The organism is Arthrobacter psychrochitiniphilus (assembly GCF_003185915.1).
Lineage (GTDB): Bacteria > Actinomycetota > Actinomycetes > Actinomycetales > Micrococcaceae > Specibacter > Specibacter psychrochitiniphilus.
Genome location: NZ_QHLZ01000007.1, coordinates 175603 through 198857, shown reverse-complemented (window position 1 = coordinate 198857; position 23255 = coordinate 175603). Strand labels below are relative to the sequence as shown.

Genomic DNA, 23255 nt, shown 5'->3' with positions numbered 1-23255 from the left:
GCTAGGTGTTTGAGTGCTGTGCCTGCTGGCGTTTGCGCAGCACCATCACGGAGAGCAGGCCCAGCACAACCAGCGCCGTGGCTGCCATGATCGGGACTAGAAACGCCGCCGAATACCCCTGATTCTGGGCCAATGAACCTGACAGTGCTGATCCCAGTGCGGTCCCGGCAACAATGCCGCTAGAGAGCGCCGTCATGACGGTGCCCATCCATTGCTGCGGCGCCACCATGCTGCCCACGCTGAAGATGGACACCATGACAGGGCCCACGGGGAGGCCCATGAGCAGCAGCACCCACACCATCTGGCCCAGAGATTGGGGAACTAGGAAAAGGAAAGCCCCGCCCGCCATCAACGTGGCCATCAGTACCCAGCGCCACGCGTACGTGAATTTCGTGGACCAGTAGGCCACCGACAACGCCGTCACAGCAGAACTGGAGCCCATGATGGCGTACATCAGCCCCGCCTGGTCCACCGAGCCGTGAACGCCGGTAAAAGCAGTCAAAGAAGTTTGAGCCGATCCGAAGAAGGTTCCCATGGCGAGCATCCCTGCCACGGGGACAGCAACTAGGAGCCAGTTGGGTTTCTCTTTCGCCACATAGCCAGCATTGCCCACGGTGCTGCTGGCGGCAGTGCGCGGCCCCACGGATTCCACGGTGTGGTGTAAGGCAAAAAGGGTCACCAGAACCACTGTCATAATGGCGGCCAATGCCAGCGGCAACCAAGGTGCCACCAGCGAGGCGAGCAGACCTACCAGAGCCGGGCCCAACACAAAAGTAATCTCATCTGCCGTGCCCTCCAGGGACAGCGCCGTATCCACGGCTGGACCACGCTGGTTGGCGGGTAGTTTCTTACTCAGAGCCATCCACCGCACCCGGGACAGCGGCCCCACCTGCGGTGAGGTGGCGCCGGAGATAAGCGCGGCAGCAAAGACTGCCAGGGTGCCGCCATCGGTAATCTGGGCGCCGTCGGTAGGCAGGACCGTGTAGGCCAGGATCACCACAGCCGCCACAAGCAGCGCGTTGACCACGGCGGCCACCAGCAGTATACGTTTTTGGCCCAGCCGGTCCGCCAAATACCCCACCACGGGCGAACCCACCGCGGCACCAATGCCAATACAGCCTGCAGCAAAACCGCCGATGGCGTAAGACCCGCTGACCTGCGTGACCATGGTCAGCACACCGATGGTCAGCATCGCCAACGGCACCCGGGCAAAAAGACCCAGCGGAATGTAGCTGGTGCCCGCAAGTCTGGGCAGCACCGAATAGCGCCCGCCCTTCTGGGCAGGGGCAGCGGGGGTCGGCAATGACAAAGAGATGGTTAGCTACTTTCGAAAAATCATTTGTGGTGGTGGCCGGTGCCGTCTCAGCTATGGGCTTTGCTGGCACAAAGGCTGCTCCAGTCTATCCGTTCACGAGGCTTGCGCTCCCGCCATTTTCAGCTCCACGGTGGAGCCATGGCGGCCCTTGTGGACATGCAGGTGCACGGGGATGCGCTGCTTCATTTCAGCAACGTGACTGACCAGCCCCACCATGCGCCCGCCGTCTCGCAGTCCTTCGAGCGCATCCATGACCTGCTCCAAGGACTGCTCATCGAGGCTGCCGAAGCCCTCATCAACAAATAAGGTCTCTATATCCAGTCCGCCGGATTCGTACTGCACCACATCCGAGAGACCCAGGGCCAGCGACAGTGACGCCATGAAGGATTCGCCACCGGATAAGGTGGCGGTGTCTCGGCTGATCCCTGTCCATTCATCCACTACTTCCAAGCCCAGCCCGGACTTTTGGTTTCCCTTCTTGGCATCACTGTGCCGCAGCGTATAGCGGGCGTCGCTCATGGTGGCCAGGCGCACCGAAGCGGCCTGGGCGACTTGTTCCAACCTGGCCGTGAGAACATAGCTGCTGAGCGTCATCTTGTACTTGTTCTCGCCTTGTCCACGCACTGCCTCAGCCAGACCCAAGAGCATTTTCGCCTTCTCCCGCAGCGGCGCAACACCCTCTTCCAACGCCATGAAGTCCGCTTGTGTGAGGCGCACTTCGGTAGCGGCTGAGCGTGCCATACCCGCAGCCAATTCCGCCGTTTTTGCCAGCTGTACAGCCACCCGGCTCTGTTGCGCCAACGCGGCAAGCTCATTGTCCCCCAGCACCACCACCGTCTCCGCACGGGCGGCAAGCATCTCAGCAGTCGCGAGGCGGTCAGTGTTTACCGCCACGGCCTTGGCGTGGTCCTTGATTTTTTCATCCAGCGCGGCCGCGGTCCCCGGTGCCAGCAAGGCTGCCTGCACGCCGCTGGCATCGGCAAAAACGGAACCTTCGAGGTCCTTCTCCAACGCGGCGCCCGCATCCTGCGCCGTTGTCATGGCAGCGGCCTTTTTACGCAGTGCCACGAGGAGCTCCTCCCCCGGCTGCTGGGCCGCAAGCACCGCAACCCGCCGTTGCGCCAGCGAGGTGTACCCGTCCTGGGCCAGCTCCAGCTGCTGGCCCAGATCAGCAATTTCCTCTGCCAGGGCCGCTTGCGCTGCACTCAAAGACGCCGCCTGCCCGGCCGCCGCAACAACACCTTCCCGGGCTTGTTCCAGGCGCTCCTGCAACTCCCCGGCTTCTTGGTGGAGGGCATCGCGTTCTGCGGCACCCGCTTTGGCCTCCTGATGTGCTTGGCGCCTTTGCACCACGGCGTCCTGTGCTTTGGCCAATTCACCCTCGCCTCCACGCTCGGCCAGGACTGCGAGCGCGCTCCTGGCCTGGGCCAGCCGGGTACCGGCGTCTTTAGCTGCCGCCTCGGCAGTATCAGAGAGCTTCTTGGCTGCCCTCTCGGCCTTCAGGAGGTCCGCCCCGGCAGCGGCAAGTGGTGAGGGCGCCGGATGCACCGTGCTGCCGCAGACCTGGCAGGGTTCCCCCTCCACGAGCGTGGCCGCCAGTTCCCCGGCTGCCTGGCTGAGCCGGCTTTCAATGGCTTCTAGCCAGCTCTGCCGGCAATTCAGGCTCTTATCCCGCGCCTCACGTTCCGCGTCTTCTAGTTGCACGAGCTCCACGCAGTGTGCCTGGTATTCCTCAATGGTGCCCACCAATGTTTTAGCTGCCGTGGCGGCTTGTTCTGCGTGCTCAACATCGACGGCCCCGGCGCGCAGCGTCTCCGCCCGGTCCTGTACCTCCGTGAGACGGGCTCTGGCCGCTGTGGCCGCGGCATCTTGTTGCTGGCGCTGCGTCAGAGCATCAGCGAGGGCTTTCTCATTTTTGGCCAGGGCCGCACTTTTCCCCGCGTGCCGAGTTTCATCAGGTAGGGCCCGGTCCACGGCGGCCAACTGCCTGATGAGTTCTTTATCCAGCGTCTGTAAATCCTCAATACTTGCTGTTGCACCCGGCTGGCCTAAGAGCGCCGCCGCCACCGGGTTGCTGTCAAATACTGTGGCGGCTCTCGCTGCCGCCTCCTGTGCCTGAGTGCTTTCCCGAGCACTCTTGGCCGCAGCAGTCACCACGGCCGCCAAAACCTGTCCCTGATGGTGCAACTCCAAGCTGTGGCGCCACTGCGCTTCCTCATCGGCTAAGCCTGCCAGCCGCTCTTGTTCGGCCACGGCTTGAACCAGTTGCTGGTGGCGTGTACGCCGGTTCTGCTCCTCCGCAACGGACGTTACGAGTGCCTCTGACTCCTCTTGTGACGTTTGGGCATGCGCCTGGGCCAGGGTCAACGCGCGTTCAAGCTGCTCCCCGAGGCTGGCAAAAAGCTCCATCCCGTGAAGTTCTACCGGTTCGGCAGTCTCCGGTGCTTGCCCTCCCTCCTTAGCCTGGGCTAGTTGCGCGGCGTAGGCGGCCAGCACCGACCTGCTTTGGCTGCGTGCCAATTCCTCCTTAGCCAGCAGCTCCGCCATACCGGTGGCGACGGCGCCCTGGGCTGTGCGGGATTCTGCGGCCAGACGGTTTTCAACGCCCTCATACACATCGGTGCCGAACAACCGTTGCAGCAAGGCTTGGCGGTCCGCGGCGGTGGCCCGCAAGAAGGCTGCAAATTCGCCCTGGGCCAGCAGCACTACCTTGGTGAATTGGGCCATGTTCATGCCCAGAAGCTGCTGAATCTCGCCGGCGGCTTCATCGTTGCGGGTTGATTTCACTTCCCAGCCGTCGGCGTTCTTTTCACGCAGCTGGGTGCTTGCCTGTTCACGCGTGGTGCCGCTTCCGCGTTTAACGGGGCGCATCCATTCAGGGCTGCGCCTAACCTCCAAGCGGCGCCCACCGGCCGTGAACTCGCACAGTACTTCCGGGCCCACTCCTTCGGCTGCGTGGTGACTACGCAGCTGATTGGCGGAATTGGACCGGGCCCCGGGTACCGTCCCATACAGGGCGTACGCAATGGAGTCCAGAATGCTTGTTTTCCCGGCACCTGTGGAGCCATTGAGTAGGAACAGGCCCTGCGCTCCCAACTGGTCAAAGTCAATGATTTCTCGGCCCGCGAAGGGGCCGAAAGCCTGAATTTCAAGGCGGTGAATTCTCACTGGGCGCTCTCCTGTTCACGGACGGCAGTCAAGGCTGCACGCAAAAGCTGCTGTTCGTCGTTGTTCGCGGCGCGATGACGCACATGGTCCAGAAATCCGCAGCACAGCTCCAGATCGTCGGCGGCCTTGGCTATGCGGGCGCCATAGCTTTGGGCGTCCCCCTCCCGTGCGGTCTCCGGCTCGAACATGAGCACCAGGGTGTGCGGGAAACGGATGCGCAGCCGGTCCATGGCCAGTTCCGGGCGGTCGTTGTCCGTCAGCGTGATTTGGCAGTAGTTATCCTGCGCAAATTCCCAGTCGGGATTGTTCAGCAAATCCTCGAGCTTGCCTTTGACCAGGCTCAACGACTTTTCCGGAGCCCAGTCAACCTGGCGCACCTCACCCAGCCCGTCCGCCGTGATCTCCACCAGCCAGCCGCCCTTGACATGGGCCGCCTCGGAGAAGGAATACGGTAAGGGGGAGCCCGAGTAGCGGACTGTTGCGCTCAGTTTCTGGCGTCCGTGCAGGTGACCCAGAGCCGTGTAGCTGAACGGTTCAAAGAGGTCCAGCGGCACCGCCCCAACACCGCCAATGGCTAGATCACGTTCACTTGCAGAGGTGATGCCGCCGCTGGCAAAGGTGTGGGCCAGCACAATGGACGCGGTGCCGGCGGGCCGGGTAGCTAGGTCTTCGGCAATTCGATGCACGGCCGCCTCCGTCACACTGAAGTGGGTGCCGGTCTCTACACCCAGTTCCTCGGCCACGAGACGGGGCTCCAGAAACGGGATACCGTAAATTGCCACCATCCCCTCACCCTGGGGTTCCAGAGGAAACAGGATGGGCACCGCAAGGTCCGCAATCCGCGTGCGCAAGTGCACACCGGCGGATTCCAGGAGCCTGCCACCAAAACCCAGACGGGTGGCGGAGTCGTGGTTGCCGCTGGTGATAACCACCTGCACCCCTGCCTTGTTCAGTCTGGCCAAGATGTCATCAAAGAGGTTCACCACGTCAACGCTGGGCAGTGCGCGGTCGTATACGTCACCGGCCACCAGGACCACGTCCACTTTTTCCGTCAGGACGGTGTCAAGGAGTTGGTCGGCAAAGCGCCGCTGTGCGTTCAGGGTTCCAACGCCGTGGAACGACCTGCCCAAATGCCAATCTGAGGTGTGCAGAAGCTTCATGCTTCAAAGGTATCGGAGGGCACAGACATTCAATGACCCGCGTAAGCCAGCACAACCCACCCAACGGCGGGGTCAGCACCAGTTCACGCACTGACACGGGCAGGCTCAGCGGCGGGTTTTTTCCACGGTCAGGGCTTCAACGGCGGCTGTATTGGCCAACTTTGCCCCATAGATCGCAGCAGAGAGCAGCAGTGCACAAGCCAGCAGGACCATGATCATTTGGGTTTCAGGGGCATCTAGAAACAACAGCCCGGCCAGTGAAATAGCGGCTGCGGCAATCCCGGAGACCCACATAGGCTGGACTGCCGCGCCGTGTCCAGCCCGCCACGTTTGGGCATTGACCATGGTCTTAGCGGTGCGAATCCCCACGAATGGGTTCACTTTGATCTTTCCGGTGGCGCACGCTTGGGTCAGTGCTGCCAGGCCCACCGAACACAGGGCAAGGAACACAAGGGAGAAGATCAGCATGCTTTAACCTTAACCCGGCTCCGGCGCAAACACAGCTGACCCCGGTAGTAGGGGCGGTTTCTCGCCCCCATACCGGGGTCAGCTCGGCACTGCTGTGAGGTTACTTCTGGGGTGTGTCGAAGAACGCTTGGGCCTCGTCAGTCTCATCGATCCCTGCAATCGTGCGCCCCTTTGCCAGCGTGACGCTCTCAGTGGCGCCCTCAACGGTACTCTCGGCGTGCGCCTGGGTGAGCACAGCACCAGAGGTCAGCAGCGCGGAGGAGGAAGCGTCCCTCACCGGCACGTCAACCGTTCGGACCGGGGCAAAGTAGCGGTAAATGACGGCTGCCAGGGCCGCACCAACCAGAGGTGCAACCCAGAACAGCCACAGCTGACCCAGCGCCCACGAGTCAGCCAGGAAAACCACTGAAGTGGCGCGGGCCGGGTTCAGTGAACCATTGCTCAGCGGCATGGTGATGGCCACGGCAACCGCAAAAGCCAGACCAATGGCAACCGGGCCCATGGTGGTTTTGTTCCGGGGCGAGGTGGCGCCCAAGAGCATGGCCGTCAAGACGGCAACCGCCACCATTTCGATGATAAGGACACCGATCATGGGCACTTGCGAAGGCGAGTGGGCGTCAAAGCCATTGGCCAACGCACCGAAGAGCTCGGGCATAGCAGGGGTGGCACCGGCGGGCATCACCCGCATCATGGCAAGCCAAACTGCCGCGGCCAAAATGCCGCCAATAGTCTGGGCCACAATGTACAAAAGAGCGGCAGAAAACTTCAACCGGCCGGCAACTGCCATACCCAACGAGAAGGCGGGGTTGAAGTAACCGTTGGTGACGTGACCGAAGGAGATGATGGCGGCCACCATGGCCAGACCATAGGCGAAGCCCACCGTGGCACCGGACCCGCCGGAGCTGAACAAGGCGGTGCCAAGCCCGGCAAAGACAATGAAAAAGCTGCCCAGCCCCTCAAGGGCTACGCGGGTACTGAGCGGGTAGGCATGCACCGGGGCATTGGCTGTTCCGGATGAAGTCATGAGGGCAAAATCCTTCGAATGGGAAACAAAAACAGGGGGCTAGCGCTCACACGGTGATGCAGCAGCGGGCCCGGCAAGAAAGTTGACAGGAAAGCTAGGCAGAAGAGCAAACAGGACACTCGCCAAGCTCACATGCCTAGTGCCAGCGCACACACCGTGGTGGCAGCCAGAGTAACTATAGCGGCCGAAGCTGTACGTACTATAAGAGCCGGAACGGCAATATGCCCCTCTGACTCCAAGGGTGCAACGCCGGAGTGCAGAAGCCGGATCCGGGCAGCGGCGCACAGCACCAAAACAATAGTTGTCAGGGCGGCCACGGCCGCGCAGACTCCCATTCCCACCACATGGGCTGAATATCCGCCCAACGCTCCGCCAAGCCCAAGTCCGGTGTCCGGGCCCCCACCGAAGCCAGTCAACGTCTGCAACCAGCCGCGCCAAATGAGAAGATCGGCCACCACGGCGCTCATGATGGTCCGGCGCCAGGACAGGGCCGTGCGTTCAGGCTGCAGGCCGGGGTCCCGGACAGGTGCCACAGAGGAGGCCATGTTAGGGCTGGACCAGGATCAAGATGGCAAAAACAATGGCGGCGAGCGAGACAATGACAGTCATCCCCAGCATGAGCCACGAGTGCGGCAGTTCCTCATCATTACGCATGGCCTGTTCCTGATGAGCCCAGCGCCGGTAACTGACAATGGCCAGCACGGCACCAATCACGGCAAGGACCATGCACAAGATGATACGAATCAATGGCGGCGCAATTTCCGGGGCCAGCTGATCAATTGCTATTGCACCTGCCAAGAGGGCCAGCGCGGTCCGCACCCACGCCAGAAAGGTACGCTCATTGGCTAGTGAAAAGCGGTAGTCAGGTGTTTTTCCGGTCCGTCGCCAGGCGGGCTCGCGCATGGATCTCCTCAAAAGTTCGGGCAGTTTGTGGTGGGCGCACAAGAAGCACCGCCTTTGAGTCTACTTCGGCCCCCGTACGCCTCCTCACAGCCGCACCGCTGTCTTGGCCCGCATCCGCTGCCGGAAACGGTAAATTGGTCTCATGACCATTCCAGTTCAGCCCGCTCCCCCCGCCGACTTCGCCAGCCGCGTCCAGGGCACGCTCATGGGAGGCGCCTTAGGTGATGCCTTCGGCTACCTTGTGGAGTTCGATTCCCTCGCCGCCATTGAGGCGAAGTATGGTCCGGCGCTGCTGGTGGACTTGTCCCAGGCGTCCGGCACACCGCATTTTTCCGACGATACTCAGATGAGCCTTTACACCCTTGATGGCTTGTTGGATGTGCTGGAGTGGGCCAATAGCGGTGTGGGTGCCGATATCAACGCCTGCCAATGGCTCGCGTATCTGCGCTGGCTCAAGACCCAGAATATGCAGGTGCCCAGCCACACCCCGGAGCAGGCCCCCCGCTGGATTGATTCTCAGAGCGTGCTCCACCACCAACGCCACCCCGGCAATGCGTGCGTGAGTGGTTTGGCGGGCGGGGAAATGGGCACCATTTTCCGCCCCGTCAACCCCGATTCCAAGGGTTGCGGGACAGTGATGCGTTCGGCGCCCTACGGATTGCTGCCTAATATCGAGGCGGAAACGGTGTACAAGATCAGCTCCGATGCGGCGTCTTTGACCCACGGGCATCCCTCGGCGCGCCAGTCCTCCGGGGCGTTTAGCTGGCTCATCCACCAGTTGGTCATGGGCGGGCTCTCGCTGCGTGCCGGTGCCGAATCCGCCAGGGAGCGGGCTGTTGCCGAGCCTGGTGCAGATGCCCAGCTGCTGGCACGCCTTGAGGCGGCCCTGACCTTGTCCACGTACGACGGCGAACCCCTCAGCGGCGATTCCCTCACCGACGCGCTGGGGTTGGGTTGGGTAGCTGAGGAGGCACTTGCTGTTGCTGTCTACGCCGTGCTGGTTACGGCGCCTGGTGCACTTTCGCCCGCGGGGCATTTCTTGGATGCCATCCGCCTTGCCACCAACCACAGCGGAGACAGTGACTCCACTGCGGCCATCACCGGGAACATCCTAGGTGCGTTCTACGGGGAAGTTGCCCTGCCGCCGTCGTGGTTGAAACTGTGCGAGGCACCCTCCCTGATCCGGCGTCTGGGAGCCAACTTCATCAAGCTCACCACCGGAGAGTAGTTCAACTACCCGTTCAGCCCAGGGACAGTACCGCGCCAATGCGCTGTGCAAAGCGTTTGGGCGGACCCGGCAGCAATAATGGCCACCGCTCAAAGTCGGCGGCGGCGGTAACTGCAGGGATATCGGCACGTTGGCTCATAAATTCAGAGTAGAACCGTGCCTGTGAGGTTTCGAAAGATTGTTGCCCAGCATGACCAAAATGGAGTGCGGGCGGTTCAGCCAACCATTTGCATGAATTCGCCCTCGGAGAGCACCTCAATGCCTTGTCCGCGGCGCTGCAGATCTAGGACACGTTTGGCTTTGGAGGTCAGCCGTCCGCTGCGTAAATCTACTGCCGTGAAGCCGCTGCCCACCACCAGCACAGTGGTTTTTAGGGTTACATTGCTGGCGCACTGGGCTCCGTGAGCCGCTGCCCTGATTTTTGCTTCAGGACGGCCCAGGCTCAGATCGCCCGTGAAGACCACGGTTTGTCCAAAGAGCGGGTGGGCGATGTCAGCGTGGGTGTTCGGTTCCGGGTTTGGACCCTCAGTGGACCAGCTGGAGCGCCCGCCACGAGCCGTTCCAGCGGCGATCCCAGCCTGCATCTGCACCATCCTCTCCAGCGCCGAGCGGGTGGCTTTGGAGAGCTCATCTGTGGAGGGGTTATAGGCGTCAACGTGCGGCATGGCCAACGTCATCGATTCAAATACCCCGCGCACGGAATCCACGCCGTGTTTGCCGGCAATGTCCACCATGATCCCGGCGCAGGCGCGGGCGTCCTCGGTGGCGTCGTGGTGGTTTTGCAGTGGTACACCGGCAGCCTCGGCCACAAACGGCAACGAATACGACGGCAGTGAATAGTTTTTGCGCGAAAGGATCACGGTACAGGCATAGTCGAACGCAGGTGCGGGGATTTTCGAGACTTCTGCTGCGGAACGGATCACGCCCAGGTCAAAGGCCGCATTGTGCGCCACCAGCGGATCCGCACCAATGAAAGCGCCAATCGCCGGAAACACCTCGGCAAAACGCGGGGCCGTGGCCACATCGTCAGGGGTGATGCCGTGAATAGTGATGTTGCGGGAATCAAAGTGGTCGTGGCCCTCCGGTGGGCGCATGAGCCAGTAGCCTTCCTCAACTATCACCCCGCCACGGACCTTTGTTAGACCAACGGAGCAGGGCGATCCCCTAAATCCGTTGGCGGTTTCAAAATCAATTGCAGTAAAGTCCAGAGCCACCTCTCAAGGCTACCCTTCCCCACTGACACCGCCAGCAGAAGATGAGCGGGCCCACCCTTTGTTCGCACAAAGTGCAGCGCCGGTGGGCCAGATTCGCTCAGAACCTGGCCCACCGGCGTCGTACTTGCCGTGACGGTTCAGGGTGTTGCCCGGCGCAACGTCAGGTAGGCGCCAACACCGAGCAGTGCCGCGAGCCCCAGGGCCAGAAGACCCAACGTGACGGGGGTCAGGGCCACAATCCAGCTGCCGACGGCGGCCCACCAGCCCTGCCAGGTGATCAACGCCACGGAACCCACCAGCAGGATTCCCAGAGAAATGAACATCACCAGCAGCCCGGTTGTCTGCCACCTCTTATACACAGTCGCACCCCAGAACCCTGCCAGGAAAAGGAACATCATCACCACGAAGTAGAAGAACAGCTGCCCACCCCAGGGCTGCTCGGAGACCCAGCCGAGGCTGAACATCTGCCCCTGCAATCCCCAACCATTGGTGGCTGCCTCCACGAACCCCAAAAGCACGTAGAGCACCGAAATGCTGGCGGCAATAACGGCGAACAATCCCACGGTGCCAAAGAAGAAGTTGCGCCGGCTGATGCTCAGGCCCTGGGAAAACGGGAATGTGTAGGTCAATGACTGGATGCCCAGACCAAAGAAATACCACATGACTGCCTGGCCGGCACCTGAGTATTTGGTCCCCACCGAATCCGGGATCATGGCCCAGATGAGAAGGCTGAAGGCGAAGGAGACCCCAATAATGAGCGCTGGAATGCCCAAGAAGGTCCACTTGCTTATGAGCTGCATTTTGGCAACTCCCACTGCACGGTTCATTGTGATGCTCCCATCCGGCTGCTCTTCCTTGCTGCCTTGGCTGTTTCTTCCCTTGCCCCATCGGGGACGCCGGCAATGCCGGCATCGAGCGTTTTTTTGATGACGAGCTGCTGCAGCGAGACGGGCCCAACTTCCAAACCAAGTTCTGCCGCTTCCCGGCGTTCGGCCTGGCTCAGCACACCCTCGACCGTCAGCGAAAGCAGCGCCCCGATCCCTTCGCGGTGGAGCACCGCCCGGGCTGCTGCGAAGGATTCAACGCGGGCTGCCGGACCGGCGACACTAAAGGCCGAGCCGCGGAGGTTCTCGGCATCGTCGTCCACGATGATTTTGCCCTTGTCGATCACGATCACGTGTTCGAGCAGATTGGCCACCTCATCAATGAGATGGGAGGACAAAACAATGGTGCGTGGAAACTCGGAGTAGTCGGCCAGCAGGCTGTCGTAGAAGAGCTGGCGGGCCACGGCGTCCAACCCCAGGTAAGGCTCATCAAAAAAAGTCAGTTCGGCCCGCGAGGCCAAGCCGATAATGACGCCCACGGCTGAGAGCTGACCGCGCGAGAGCTTCTTGATCCGCCGCTTCATGGGCAATTGGAAGTCCTTGGCCAATTGCAGGGCCAGAGCGTTATCCCAGTCCTTGTAGAAGATGGCTGCGGCCTTGAACGCGTGGAAGGGCTTGAAGTCATCGGGATACTTCTGCGATTCCCTGATGAAACAGATCCGGCTCAGCACCTTTTCGTTTTCATGGGGTTGTTCCCCGAAGACGCTAAACTCCCCCGAGCTGGCGAATCCCTGTGCCGTCAACACAGACATGAGCGTGGTCTTGCCTGCGCCGTTGCGTCCCAGCAGGCCGTAAATTTTGTCCTGTTCGAGTCTGAGACTGACTCCGTCAAGGGCCATGACGTCCTTGTAGGCCTTGGACACGTTTTCCATGCTGACAACTGTTGTACTCACAATGCGCCTTCCTTTAACTGTGCTGTGCTGCCCCGAGCCGGTTCATGCGGGGCCAGCTCTGGTTCCCTGGCCAGCATCTGTTCCCTGGCAAGCATCGCCGCTAGTTGTACGCCGTCGATCCCCAGCTTGCGAGCCTCTCTGGCCAACGGCTGGAGGAATTGTTCGTAAAAGACTTCCCGGCGACGGCTCATGAGGATCTCCCGCGCGCCGGTAGCAACAAACATGCCAATGCCTCGCTTCTTATAAAGAATTCCGTCATCAACTAGCCGGTTCACACCTTTCGCGGCGGTGGCCGGGTTGATCCGGTGAAAGGCAGCGAACTCATTGGTGGAGGGCACTTGGGCTTCTTCAGCGAGCACGCCCTCAACAATGTTGTTCTCAATCAATTCCGCGATCTGTACAAAGATCGGCTTGCTGTCATCAATCACGCAGCCACCACCTTCGCCCAGTTCCCGAGGACCACCGCTAACCTCGTTGGTTCATTACTCATGTAACTAACCATACGACCATAGTGGTGACTGTCAACCCCAAAGATCGTCCCAAGGGTGGAGATATCGCACAGGGAAGTAACGTAATCTTGGATCGTGATACTTACTGCATTGAGTGCCTCCGCCCTGCCCGCGCTCGTGGGACACGGGGCCGTGCCGTCCCTCGGCATCCTGCCCGACTGGCTGGACCCCATGAACATGTTGGACCACCCGGCACTTGGTTTTTGGGTGGTCATCATTGCCTGCGCCATCATCTTTGCCGAGACTGGCCTGCTGGTGGGTTTCTTCCTACCCGGCGATTCTCTGCTCTTTACGGCAGGCCTGCTGGTGAGCACCGGCGGTATGCCCGTCAACATTTGGGTGCTCATGGGAATGCTGATTGTTTCAGGTTTCCTTGGAAACCAGCTGGGCTACTACATCGGTTACAAGGCCGGCCCCGCCATCTTTAACAAACCAGAATCCAAACTGTTCAAGAGGCAGCACGTTGAGAGTGCTCACGCCTTCTTTGAAAAGCACGGCGGCAAGGCCCTGATTCTGGCCCGCTTCGTCCCCATTGTCCGCACCTTTGTCCCCGTCATTGTGGGCGTGGCCAAGATGGATATGCGCAAGTTCCTGATCTTCAACGCCATTGGTGCCGTTGCTTGGGCCGGCGGCGTCACCTACCTCGGCTACGTCTTGGGTGACAATTTCCCCTGGGTCCAAAAAAACCTGGACATAATTTTCATCGGCATCGTGGCCCTCTCGGTCATTCCCATCGGCATTGAATTCATTAAGGCCATGATCAAGCGCAATAAGAAGAGGGCTTCACAGGCGTAGTTCTTCCACCACCACGAAGGCGACCCCGGGCATCAGCCCGGGGTCGCCTTCGTTTTTCCACCTCTATTTCCCACCACTTGCATTCGCAGCGCCTGAATTCTCAGCGCCTGCAGTCGCCGTGGCGGCGAGATTCAGTGGGAGAGTGCCTTCACTATGTGCGGCAGCAGTGCGCGGAAGGCATTGCCGCGGTGGCTGATGGCGTTCTTTTCCGCGCTGCTTAGCTCGGCGCAGGAGACCTCCAGCCCTGAGGGCGCCAAGATGGGATCGTATCCAAAACCGCCCTCGCCGCGGGGAACACTGAGCAAAGTTCCCTCAAGAGTTCCCTCTTCCACAACATCCAAGGACCCGTCTGCACTGGCTAGTGCCGCGGCGCAAACAAAACGTGCGCTGCGGTGTTCGGCACTGATGTCGGAAAGCTGAGCGAGCAGCAGATTCAGGTTCGCCGTGTCATCTCCATGCGTCCCTGCCCAGCGGGCCGAGAAGATCCCCGGGGCCCCGCCCAGGACATCCACGGCCAGTCCGGAGTCATCAGCAATGGCCAAGACGCCACTGAATTGCGCCACGGCATGAGCCTTAAGACGTGCGTTATCTGCGAAGGTGACCCCTGTTTCGGCAACATCCGGGGCGTGGATGGCTCCGGCGTCGAGCACGTCAGTATCAACGTCCAGGCCCGGGATCTGGCCCCGCAGCAGCTCCCGGAGCTCACGCAACTTACCCTGGTTGTGGGTGGCGAGGATGAGCTTGGGCGCCATTAGTTGGCGAGGGTTTCGCGCTGGATACGGGACAGTTCCGTGGTGCCCAGCAGGGCCAAATCCAGGAGCTGATTGAGCTCATCGCGGTCAAACGGGGCGCCTTCCGCGGTGCCTTGAACCTCAACGAACTTACCCGAGCCGGTGACAACAACATTCATGTCCGTCTCTGCGCGGACGTCCTCAACGTAGGGCAGATCCAGCATGGGAACGCCGTCGATGATGCCTACGGAGATGGCGGAGACGGTGTCAATCAGCGGGTTTGCGTTCTTGGCAATCAGCTTGTTTTCCTTGGCGTAGGCAATCGCGTCGGCGAGGGCCACGTAGGCGCCGGTGATCGCGGCGGTGCGGGTGCCGCCGTCGGCCTGCAGAACGTCACAGTCCAGGACTATGGTGTTTTCACCCAGGGCCTTGGTATCGATGATGGAGCGCAAGGAGCGTCCAATCAAGCGGGAGATCTCGTGGGTGCGCCCGCCAATTTTGCCCTTGACTGATTCACGGGAGTTGCGGGTGTTGGTGGCGCGCGGCAGCATGGCGTATTCGGCCGTGACCCAGCCGGTACCTTCGCCCTTGAGCCAGCGCGGCACACCGGGGGTCAGAGACGCGGTGCACAGGACCCGGGTGTTGCCGAATTCAATGAGGGCCGAACCTTCGGCCTGCTTGGACCAGCCGCGGGTGATGGTGATGTCGCGGAGCTGGTCATTGCTGCGGCCGTCGGCGCGCAGTGTTTCATTTGTTGTCATGCATACCAGCCTATAGCCTCGCGTGCACGGGCTGCCGCGGTCTTCGGAGTCCGTTGTTAAGATTTGAGGCAGGTGCACAGGCCTCCAATCTTAACAACGGTCTCCGGTCTCCTAGATCGTGTAGTGCACACCCGCCACGGCACCGGCCACGTCACCGGAATACACTTCACGGGCTTCGGCCACCACCTTGTTGGTGTCCGTCCACACGGGGATGTGAGTGAGCAGCAGCCGCTTCACGTTAGCCCGGGCAGCAGCTGCTCCGGCACGTTTTCCTGTGAGGTGCACGTCTTTGATGTGATCATCCCGGCCCTCTTCGAAGGCCGCCTCGCAGAGGAAGAAGTCGGCGTCTTGTGCGGCGTCTTCCAACCCTTGACAGCTATCGGTGTCACCGGAGTATGTCAAAACGGAGGTTCGGTCCATGCCGGTGCCATCGTATTCAGTGACTTCCACGCGCAGCGCGTAGGCCTCCGGAGTGGGATGGTTCACTGAATAGGGGGTGACCTTGAATGGGCCTACGCTCACGGGTTCACGTTCTTGCCAGTTGATGAAGTCAAATTCTTCGCGCATGCCTGGATCCAGGTCCAGTCCGTAGGCGGTGGCAAGCCTGTCTGCTGTGGCTGCCGGGCCCCATACGGGAATCGGTCCACGGTGCCAGCCGTATGGACTCCACCGGACGGCCACGTGCAGCCCGCACAAGTCCATGCAGTGATCTGGGTGCAGGTGGCTCAGGAAGATGGCATCAATGTCCTCTAGGTCCATGTACCGTTGCACGGATCCCAAGGCTCCGCTGCCCAAGTCAAGGAGCACACGCCAGGGCCGAACGCCGTCGTGCGCTGTCAGCAGGTAGCAGGACGCGGGCGAGGCCGGGCCGGGAAAGGACCCGCTGCATCCAACAATGGTCAACTTCATGGCTACTCCCCCGCAATACTTCCCGGAACAGCAAGTCTGCCTATGGAAGCCTGCAAAACAAAATTGGATTGCTGTGTGACTGCGCCACCGCCTGGTTTCTGTGCGGCGGCAGCGAGCATGTCCGGGGTGATGCGGGCTAAAGATCCTGTGGGGTAATGCGCAGCAACATGGCTCACCTGTTCCACTCCGCGCACCTCCGGACCCAGAAAGCGCCTGGCCAGCACGCCGAAGCTGGCGGCGTCACCGGTTGAGAGGAATTGGTGGGTAGGAGCAGCCACTGAGACACGTTCCAGATCGTGGCTGACAAGTGCCCGGTACACATCTTTGGCTGTTTCCTCGGCACTGGATACCAGTGTCACGGTGTCCCCCATGACGTAGGAAATTACGCCCGTCAGCAAGGGATAGTGCGTGCAGCCCAGGACCAGCGTGTCCACGGCGGCTTTTTTCAAGGGCGCCAAATACTGTTCCGCCGTGGTTAGTAACTCTGGCCCGGCCGTGATCCCCGATTCCACGAACCGGACAAAATCAGGGCACGCCACGGAGGTAATTCTCAGGTCCGGGGCGGCCGCGAACGTATCCTCGTATGCCCTGGATCCCACAGTTGCCACCGTGCCAATGACGCCCACGTTTCCAGTCCGGGTGGCGGCCACGGCCCGCCTCACGGCTGGCTGGATGACCTCAATGACGGGGATGCCGTACCGTGCCGTGTAACGTTCACGGGCGTCACGCAGAACCGCCGCCGATGCTGAGTTGCAGGCGATCACCAGCAGTTTCACGCCAGAATCAACCAGCTCATCCATGACGCCCAAGGCGTTGGCCCGGACTTCGGCTATGGGCAGCGGACCGTAGGGGCCGTTGGCTGTGTCACCCACGTACAGGATCGACTCATTAGGCAGCTGATCGATGACGGCACGGGCCACGGTCAGGCCGCCCACGCCGGAATCAAAGATCCCGATGGGGCGGTCCGTCAAGGGTGGGCGGCCGGCTGGCTGTGTTTCGGTGATGCGTGCTGGATTTGCGCTCATGATCGTTTCAACAATAGTTCCTGCGGCCCGGCTACAGATAATATTTGACGCCGGTGGCCACCTATTTTGTTCGTTGCAGTTCCACGAGCATGGCCTGCACCAGGCTTTCCTGTAGCCAGGAGACAAAGTTATAGACCAGCGAGAGGTAACTTTCTACATCATCTGCATCGCCCCAGTCCTGCACCTCATGGATCCGTTCGGCGTCTTCGGCAGTGCGGATAGCTAGCCTTTCGGCCAGCACCAGACGGACATCATTCAACGCCATGGCCCATAATTTGGCACCCTCACTATCTAAGACCAGCTTCTCGCTGTCCAGACCCAAGGATGCTGCCCGCAAGGCACCGATCTTACTTTCGCGCAGGGAGCGTTCGGTGAGCTGGCGGAACTCCAAGGCGGAGTCGGCGTCGCCCGTGAGCGCGTCCGGCAGGAGCCTCAAGAGAGCGGGGTCCGTGGGGACACGGACATCCATGTCCAGGCCGATCAGCGCCGCCAGTGGATCCTCGTGGGCGGGGGTGGCCGGTTCAAGCATGGTGATGATGTCGGAGAAGAGCTTGCGCAGGAGGTCACGCTCGGCGGGTTCAAGGAATCCGGTGATGCCACGGCGGCCGGCGGAAAAAGCTTTAGCCACGGGGGCCGCCCTTCACAACAGTTGCCCACAGGCCGAACCCGTGCATGGCTACGGCGTGGGCTTCCATCTTTTCCTTGGCACCATGGGCCACCGCGGATTTGCCCTCAGTGTGGACTTGGAGCATTAATTTCGCCGCCTTTGCCTCTGAATAGCCAAAATAACTTTGGAAAACGTAGCTAACGTAACTCATCAAATTGACCGGGTCATTCCACACGATCAATTCCCAGGGGATGTCCGGGGAGATGAGTTCGCGCGTTGATGCTTCCCGGTCTGTTTCCGGGGCTGTGCTGACACTCATATGTCCATTCTAGTGTTGCCCCACTAAAGTGAATTCCGTGACTACGCCAATAAGCTGGGGACAGCCCCGCACTTCACTGTTTACAGATCACTATGAGCTGACCATGCTCCAGGCTGCTCTGCACTCGGGTGCCGCACATCGCCGCAGCGTCTTTGAGGCCTTTGCCAGACGCCTGCCGGACGGCCGCCGCTATGGGGTTGTTGGCGGAACGGGCCGTCTGCTCGAAGGTTTGGAGCAGTTCCGTTTTGGCCCTGACGAGCTGAATTTTCTGGCCCAGAACAACGTTGTCAATGACGAAACCTTGGCCTGGCTCTCCGATTTCAAGTTCTCCGGAGACATTTACGGTTATGCAGAGGGCGAACTTTATTTCCCCAATTCACCCATTTTGACCGTCGAATCGACGTTTGCCGAGGCCTGCATTCTGGAAACGTACGTGCTCTCGATCCTGAACCACGACTCCGCTATTGCCTCCGCCGCCTCCCGCATGACCGGTGCTGCCGGAGCCCGCCCCTGCATTGAGATGGGATCCCGACGCACGCACGAGGAGTCCGCCGTGGCCGCCTCCCGTGCCGCCGTGATTGCCGGGTTCTACGGCACGTCCAACTTAGAAGCCGGCCTGCGCTACGGCGTACTGACGCTGGGCACCGCCGCCCACTCCTTCACGCTCCTGCACGATTCCGAAGAGGATGCCTTCCGTGCTCAGCTCGGTTCCATGGGCAACGGCACCACACTGCTGGTTGACACGTACGACGTCGAAGCCGCCGTCCGTAAGGCCGTCGCCATTGCGGGACCCGCCTTGGGCGGCGTGCGGCTGGATTCCGGTGACTTGCTCGCCCAGGCGCGGGATGTCCGGGCGTTGCTGGATTCGCTGGGGAACACGAACACGCGCATCACGGTGACCAGCGATCTGGACGAGTTCGCCATCGCAGCGCTGGCCGCAGCCCCCGTGGACGCTTACGGCGTGGGGACCTCCCTCGTGACCGGCTCAGGTGCGCCCACGGCGTCGATGGTGTATAAATTGGTGTCCCGTGAAGGTGACAACGGTGAGTTTGTGGCTGTTGCCAAGGCTTCCAAGAACAAAACCAGTGTGGGTGGGCGCAAGTACGCCACGCGCCGCCTGAACAACGCGGGTGTGGCTACTGCCGAAGTGGTGGGGATTGGTCACCGCCCGGATGCTGACACCAATGACCGCCCGCTGCTGGCACGGTTCATGACCGAGGGCGTGCTGGAACCAGGGTGGATCGGTTCTGATGGTGTGGTGCGAGCCACCGCCCGGCACGCCGCATCCATGGCCGAATTGCCCGGAGCCGCCCGCCGGCTCCAACGCGGGGAGCCTGTGATCCCTACCGAATACGAAACAGCAGCACCTGTCCCTGCGGCAGAGAACTAAGGAGCATCCCATGGCCAAGGCCCTGATCATTGTTGACGTGCAGAATGATTTCTGCGAAGGCGGCTCACTCGCCGTCGCCGGCGGCGCCAACCTTGCAAGCGAAATCAGTGAATTCCTAGAAAACGCCCAAGACCTGGACTTTGTTGTTGCCACACAGGATTGGCATATTGACCCGGGTGCCCACTTCTCCGAGACCCCGGACTTTCTCAACAGCTGGCCCGTGCACTGTGTGGCCGGCAGCAAGGGCGCAGCCCTGCACCGGAACCTGGATACTGAGGACATTGACGCATACTTTCGCAAGGGAAAGTTTGATGCGGCCTACTCTGGCTTCGACGGCCTGCTGGCACCTGAGGATGAGGTTGCCGTGGGTGAACGTGAGGCCCACGAATCTGTGGCAGAGGACGGCGAGGCCCCCATTAGCCTAGATGATTGGCTGCGCGAGAACGACGTCGAAGATGTTGTGATTGTGGGGATCGCCACGGACCACTGCGTGCGCGCCACTGCCCTAGATGCCATCAACGCCGGGTACAACACCACTGTGTTGCGGGACTATGTGGCAGGTGTAGACGAAGACGCCAGTGAGGAAGCTCTCGAGGAACTCAAAGACGCAGGAGTAGAGGTCAAGTAGCCGCGTCGGTCCGCTTCACTTCCGCGCCCGTCCCCCACAAATGCGCCCGGTATACCGGTAGCGGATGTGGGAGGCGGGCGCGGAAACGTAGTGTTGGGCTGTCGGGCTGCTATTTCCGCCCAATAAACCAGTCTTGGAGCTTCTTCAACCGGGTCTGCAACTGAGTTTCATCAGCCTGTGCCACGGCCGGGCCGCCACAGATGCGGCGCAATTCGCTGTGCACCATGCCGTGGGGCATCCCTGATCGGGAACTCCACGCGGAGACGTTCTTGGCCAGCTCGCCTCGTAGATCCATCAACAGCCGGTGGTCCACCAACGGCGGCGCCTCGGGTTCGGCCGGAGATTTCTTGCGTTTGCGGCTCTGTTGGTCGGCCTGGCGTTGACGCAGTAACAAACCCATTTGGTCGGCGTCGAGAAGTCCTGGGATGCCCAGGAAGTCGAGCTCGTCTTCACTGCCAATCGCGCCGCCGGTACCGAACTCGCCGCCGTCGAACAACACCCGGTCAAAGGACGCCTGTGATTCCAGCGCCTCAAATTTGAATTTCTCCAGGGTGTCGGAGGCCTTTTCCTCACGGTTGGCCTCCTCCATCTCGGAATCTTCTTCAATAAAGCCATCCGGATCCTTATCCGGACGGTCCAACGCGTGATCGCGCTCCAGCTCAAGCTGGTTGGCCAGTGCCATCAGGTTGGGCACTGAAGGCAGGAAGATCGACGCCGTTTCTCCCCTTTTGCGGGCCCGCACAAAACGGCCCACGGCCTGAGCGAAGAACAGCGGAGTCGCCGTCGAGGTCGCGTACACACCAACAGCAAGACGCGGCACGTCAACACCTTCGGAGACCATGCGCACGGCCACCATCCAGCGCTTGTCCCCTGCCGAGAAAGAATCAATCTTGGCGGAAGCCTTGGCGTCATCGGACAAAATGACGGTAGGTGACTCTCCCGTGATCTTCTTCAACTCTGCGGCGTAGGCGCGGGCGTCCTCGTGATCTGTGGCAATCACCATGGCACCGGCGTCAGGCACTGCCCTGCGCACCTCGGTGAGGCGCTTGTCCGCGGCGGCCAGGACGGCAGGGATCCACTGCCCCTCGGGGTTCAGCGCCGTGCGCCATGCCTGCGAGGTGACATCCTTGGTCACAGCCTCGCCCAGCGTTGCAGCCATTTCCTCACCAGCACTGGTGCGCCAGCGCATTTGCCCCGAATACGCCATGAACATGACGGGGCGCACCACGTGGTCCTTGAGCGCTTCACCGTAGCCATAGGTGTAATCAGCCTTTGACCGGCGAATGCCGTCCCTGTCCTCGGCGTATTCCACGAACGGGATGGCCGCTGTATCCGAGCGGAACGGGGTACCCGTCAAGGCCAAACGGCGTGTGGCGGGGTCAAACGCTTCCCGGATGCCATCACCCCAGGACAAGGCGTCGCCTCCGTGGTGGATCTCATCCATGATGACCAGGGTGCGCGCGGCCTCAGTTTTGGCCCGGTGCAACATGGGCTTGCTGGCAACTTGGGCGTACGTGACGGCTACACCAATGAAGCCCTTGCCGTGGCGGCCATCAGCATTTTTAAAGTTTGGGTCAATCGCGATGCCCACCTTCGCCGCGGCGTCTGCCCACTGTTTTTTCAAGTGGTCGGTGGGTGTGACGATCGTGACCCTGTTGATCTGCCCGCGGCTTATTAGCTGTGTGGCAATATGCAGGGCAAACGTGGTCTTTCCGGCACCCGGGGTAGCAACGGCCAGGAAGTCCCGCGGGCTCTCGTTGAAGTACTTTTCCATGGCTTCTGACTGCCATGCACGCAGCTTTTGTGCTGTACCCCATGCGGCGCGCTCAGGATAGGCCGGAGGCAGCGACGGGCCACCAAACAATGTCTCCGTCACGAATTATCCGCCATCCTTGTCACTTCTTCCACGCTTCCGTTCCCACTTCCGGGCACGGCGATTGAACGGTTTTAAACCGTTCCCAAAAAAGAATTACAGCCCCGAACTAATTCTTGGGCTTCTTCGGGCCTTTGCCCTTGCCGCCACCCTCGGGGCGCAGTCCGTCATAGACCTCTTTGCACTCGGGGCAGACGGGGAACTTCTGGGGGTCCCTCCCCGGAGTCCAGACCTTGCCGCAGAGCGCCACAACGGGATCTCCGGTCATGGCCGATTCCATGATCTTTTCCTTGCGGACATAATGCGAGAACCGTTCGCTGTCTCCGGGCTCGACTTCCTGCTTCAGTTCCTGGCGCTCAATCACGGCAGTGGAACCACCGGTCTGGCCGGGTCCGTAGTTCGGATCGTTTTCAAAGGGGTCTGGAGGCAAACTCATAAATTCAGTCTACCGTCTTCACGTCCGCGACTCACCGTAGTGGCTCCCACATCACACTCCGTCTGAAGGAGAGGGAGCGTCCCTGGAAAACGCGCCGAAACTGCGGGAGCGTTGGGAGGGGACGGCTGCGGGAGCCCACCTTTTCGTTCAGGTGAGCTCCCGCAACCGCAGACGTGGCGTCAGTGGCCCTACTTTTTTACAGACCCTGCCAGGCGGGCTTGTTGTCATAGGCGTGGCGGTAGCTTGGAGCACCTGCCAACTTCGATGCTGCAGCCTCGTCAATGATGACGGTGGCCCGGGGGTGGAACTGCAGGATCGAGGCCGGGCACGCTGCGGACACGGGGCCCTCAACGAAGTCGCGTACGGCGTCGGCCTTGCCTGCTCCGAAGGCCACCAGAACCAAGTGGCGGGCATCCATGATGGTGCCCAGACCCTGCGTCACCACGTGGTGCGGAACTTGGTCAAGATGATCAAAGAAGCGCGCGTTGTCCTGGCGTGTCTGCTCGGCCAAGGTCTTGATGCGTGTGCGTGAGGCCAGCGAGGAGCCTGGCTCGTTGAAGCCGATGTGGCCGTTGGTGCCGACGCCCAAGATCTGCAGGTCAATGCCGCCCGCGGCAGAAATCGCATCCTCGTACGCTTGGCAGGCACCCAACAGATCCTCGGTGGAGCCATCCGGGCCGTGCACGTTCTCTGCTGCCACATCAACGCGGTTCGTGAACTCGCGGCGAATGACCTCGCGGTAGGACTCGAAGTGGCCCGAGGGCAGGCCCACGTATTCATCCAGAGCAAAGCCGCTGACCGCGGAAAAGTTCAGCCCCTCGTCAGCGTGGCGGCGGGCCAGCTCATCGTAGATGGGCAGCGGGGAGGAACCCGTGGCCAGGCCAATCACGGCGTTGGGCTTGTTACGCACCAAGGCCTCGATCGAGTCGGCGGCAAGCGCCCCAATTTCCTTGCTGCTGGGGACGATGATGACCTCCATGAAACACGCTTCCTTTCACTGCCACCCTCAGAAAGC

Annotated in this window: 25 protein-coding genes; 4 read left to right on the top strand and 21 right to left on the bottom strand. The window is 61.2% G+C overall.

Annotation, left to right across the window (positions count from 1 at the left end):
* Position 1: 1 nt before the first annotated feature.
* The 7 genes from CVS29_RS12590 to CVS29_RS12560 form a co-directional block, all read right to left on the bottom strand.
* A complete protein-coding gene (locus tag CVS29_RS12590) occupies positions 2-1309 on the bottom strand; it encodes an MFS transporter (protein WP_306457013.1) in 1308 nt (435 codons plus the stop codon).
* A 99-nt stretch (positions 1310-1408) separates the two neighbouring features.
* Entirely contained in the window at positions 1409-4483 is a 3075-nt protein-coding gene (locus CVS29_RS12585) for an AAA family ATPase (RefSeq protein WP_110106670.1), read from the bottom strand.
* Positions 4480-5643 (bottom strand): metallophosphoesterase family protein, encoded by a 1164-nt coding sequence (locus tag CVS29_RS12580; protein ID WP_110106669.1) that lies wholly within the window; start codon positions 5641-5643, stop codon positions 4480-4482. The genes CVS29_RS12585 and CVS29_RS12580 overlap by 4 nt, the downstream gene beginning before the upstream one ends.
* A gap of 105 nt (positions 5644-5748) precedes the next feature.
* Complete coding sequence (locus CVS29_RS12575; protein ID WP_110106668.1) at positions 5749-6111, bottom strand: SdpI family protein; 363 nt, start codon at positions 6109-6111, stop codon at positions 5749-5751.
* Between the two features lie 100 nt (positions 6112-6211).
* Positions 6212-7135, bottom strand: a complete 924-nt coding sequence (locus CVS29_RS12570) for an aquaporin (protein WP_110106667.1) — start codon at positions 7133-7135, stop codon at positions 6212-6214.
* Between the two features lie 128 nt (positions 7136-7263).
* Entirely contained in the window at positions 7264-7680 is a 417-nt protein-coding gene (locus CVS29_RS12565; protein WP_110106666.1) for a DUF202 domain-containing protein, read from the bottom strand.
* 1 nt (position 7681) lies between these two features.
* Positions 7682-8038: a YidH family protein gene (locus tag CVS29_RS12560; protein WP_110106665.1), complete on the bottom strand. Its 357-nt coding sequence runs from the start codon at positions 8036-8038 to the stop codon at positions 7682-7684.
* 142 nt (positions 8039-8180) lie between these two features.
* Between CVS29_RS12560 and CVS29_RS12555 the strand changes: the two genes are divergently transcribed.
* Complete coding sequence (locus CVS29_RS12555) at positions 8181-9266, top strand: ADP-ribosylglycohydrolase family protein (protein ID WP_110106664.1); 1086 nt, start codon at positions 8181-8183, stop codon at positions 9264-9266.
* 13 nt (positions 9267-9279) lie between these two features.
* Here the strand turns inward: CVS29_RS12555 and CVS29_RS19110 are convergent, their stop codons facing one another.
* The 5 genes from CVS29_RS19110 to CVS29_RS12530 form a co-directional block, all read right to left on the bottom strand.
* Positions 9280-9405, bottom strand: a complete 126-nt coding sequence (locus CVS29_RS19110) for a hypothetical protein (protein ID WP_257032524.1) — start codon at positions 9403-9405, stop codon at positions 9280-9282.
* Between the two features lie 76 nt (positions 9406-9481).
* On the bottom strand, positions 9482-10480 hold the full coding sequence (locus CVS29_RS12545) for a 3'-5' exonuclease (RefSeq protein WP_110106662.1): 999 nt from the start codon (positions 10478-10480) through the stop codon (positions 9482-9484).
* A 137-nt stretch (positions 10481-10617) separates the two neighbouring features.
* Positions 10618-11307, bottom strand: coding sequence for a hypothetical protein (locus CVS29_RS12540; RefSeq protein ID WP_179442448.1), 690 nt, complete (start codon positions 11305-11307; stop codon positions 10618-10620).
* Positions 11304-12257, bottom strand: coding sequence for an ABC transporter ATP-binding protein (locus CVS29_RS12535; RefSeq protein WP_110106661.1), 954 nt, complete (start codon positions 12255-12257; stop codon positions 11304-11306). The genes CVS29_RS12540 and CVS29_RS12535 overlap by 4 nt, the downstream gene beginning before the upstream one ends.
* On the bottom strand, positions 12254-12685 hold the full coding sequence (locus tag CVS29_RS12530) for a GntR family transcriptional regulator (RefSeq protein ID WP_179442450.1): 432 nt from the start codon (positions 12683-12685) through the stop codon (positions 12254-12256). Before CVS29_RS12530 ends, CVS29_RS12535 begins: the two co-directional genes overlap by 4 nt.
* Positions 12686-12856: 171 nt before the next feature.
* On the opposite strand from CVS29_RS12530, the gene CVS29_RS12525 reads away from it, so the two are divergent.
* A complete protein-coding gene (locus tag CVS29_RS12525; RefSeq protein ID WP_245932231.1) occupies positions 12857-13561 on the top strand; it encodes a DedA family protein in 705 nt (234 codons plus the stop codon).
* A 131-nt stretch (positions 13562-13692) separates the two neighbouring features.
* Here CVS29_RS12525 and rdgB read toward each other — a convergent pair whose 3' ends face one another.
* From rdgB to clpS, 6 genes are all read right to left on the bottom strand, one after another.
* The gene (rdgB, locus tag CVS29_RS12520) at positions 13693-14313 is read right to left on the bottom strand and encodes an RdgB/HAM1 family non-canonical purine NTP pyrophosphatase (RefSeq protein WP_110106660.1); all 621 of its coding nucleotides are present in this window, start codon (positions 14311-14313) and stop codon (positions 13693-13695) included.
* Positions 14313-15053, bottom strand: coding sequence for a ribonuclease PH (gene rph, locus CVS29_RS12515; protein WP_110106659.1), 741 nt, complete (start codon positions 15051-15053; stop codon positions 14313-14315). Before rph ends, rdgB begins: the two co-directional genes overlap by 1 nt.
* Before the next feature lie 111 nt (positions 15054-15164).
* On the bottom strand, positions 15165-15962 hold the full coding sequence (locus CVS29_RS12510; protein ID WP_110106658.1) for an MBL fold metallo-hydrolase: 798 nt from the start codon (positions 15960-15962) through the stop codon (positions 15165-15167).
* A 2-nt stretch (positions 15963-15964) separates the two neighbouring features.
* Positions 15965-16987 (bottom strand): glutamate racemase, encoded by a 1023-nt coding sequence (murI, locus tag CVS29_RS12505; RefSeq protein ID WP_179442452.1) that lies wholly within the window; start codon positions 16985-16987, stop codon positions 15965-15967.
* 61 nt (positions 16988-17048) lie between these two features.
* Positions 17049-17615 carry a DUF2017 domain-containing protein gene (locus CVS29_RS12500; protein WP_110106657.1) on the bottom strand — a complete coding sequence of 189 codons (567 nt, stop codon included), beginning with the start codon at positions 17613-17615 and terminating at the stop codon, positions 17049-17051.
* Complete coding sequence (clpS, locus tag CVS29_RS12495) at positions 17608-17913, bottom strand: ATP-dependent Clp protease adapter ClpS (RefSeq protein ID WP_110106656.1); 306 nt, start codon at positions 17911-17913, stop codon at positions 17608-17610. The genes CVS29_RS12500 and clpS overlap by 8 nt, the downstream gene beginning before the upstream one ends.
* 76 nt (positions 17914-17989) lie before the next feature.
* On the opposite strand from clpS, the gene CVS29_RS12490 reads away from it, so the two are divergent.
* Together CVS29_RS12490 and CVS29_RS12485 are read left to right on the top strand one after the other, a co-directional pair.
* Positions 17990-19303 carry a nicotinate phosphoribosyltransferase gene (locus CVS29_RS12490; RefSeq protein WP_110106733.1) on the top strand — a complete coding sequence of 438 codons (1314 nt, stop codon included), beginning with the start codon at positions 17990-17992 and terminating at the stop codon, positions 19301-19303.
* A gap of 10 nt (positions 19304-19313) precedes the next feature.
* Positions 19314-19931 carry an isochorismatase family protein gene (locus CVS29_RS12485; protein WP_110106655.1) on the top strand — a complete coding sequence of 206 codons (618 nt, stop codon included), beginning with the start codon at positions 19314-19316 and terminating at the stop codon, positions 19929-19931.
* Positions 19932-20040: 109 nt separating this feature from the next.
* On the opposite strand, the gene CVS29_RS12480 is transcribed toward CVS29_RS12485, so the two are convergent.
* From CVS29_RS12480 to nagB, 3 genes are all read right to left on the bottom strand, one after another.
* Positions 20041-21807, bottom strand: a complete 1767-nt coding sequence (locus CVS29_RS12480) for a DEAD/DEAH box helicase (protein ID WP_110106654.1) — start codon at positions 21805-21807, stop codon at positions 20041-20043.
* Between the two features lie 106 nt (positions 21808-21913).
* Positions 21914-22240, bottom strand: a complete 327-nt coding sequence (locus tag CVS29_RS12475) for a DUF3039 domain-containing protein (protein ID WP_110106653.1) — start codon at positions 22238-22240, stop codon at positions 21914-21916.
* Positions 22241-22436: 196 nt separating this feature from the next.
* Positions 22437-23219 (bottom strand): glucosamine-6-phosphate deaminase, encoded by a 783-nt coding sequence (gene nagB / locus CVS29_RS12470; RefSeq protein WP_110106652.1) that lies wholly within the window; start codon positions 23217-23219, stop codon positions 22437-22439.
* Between the last annotated feature and the right edge of the window lie 36 nt (positions 23220-23255).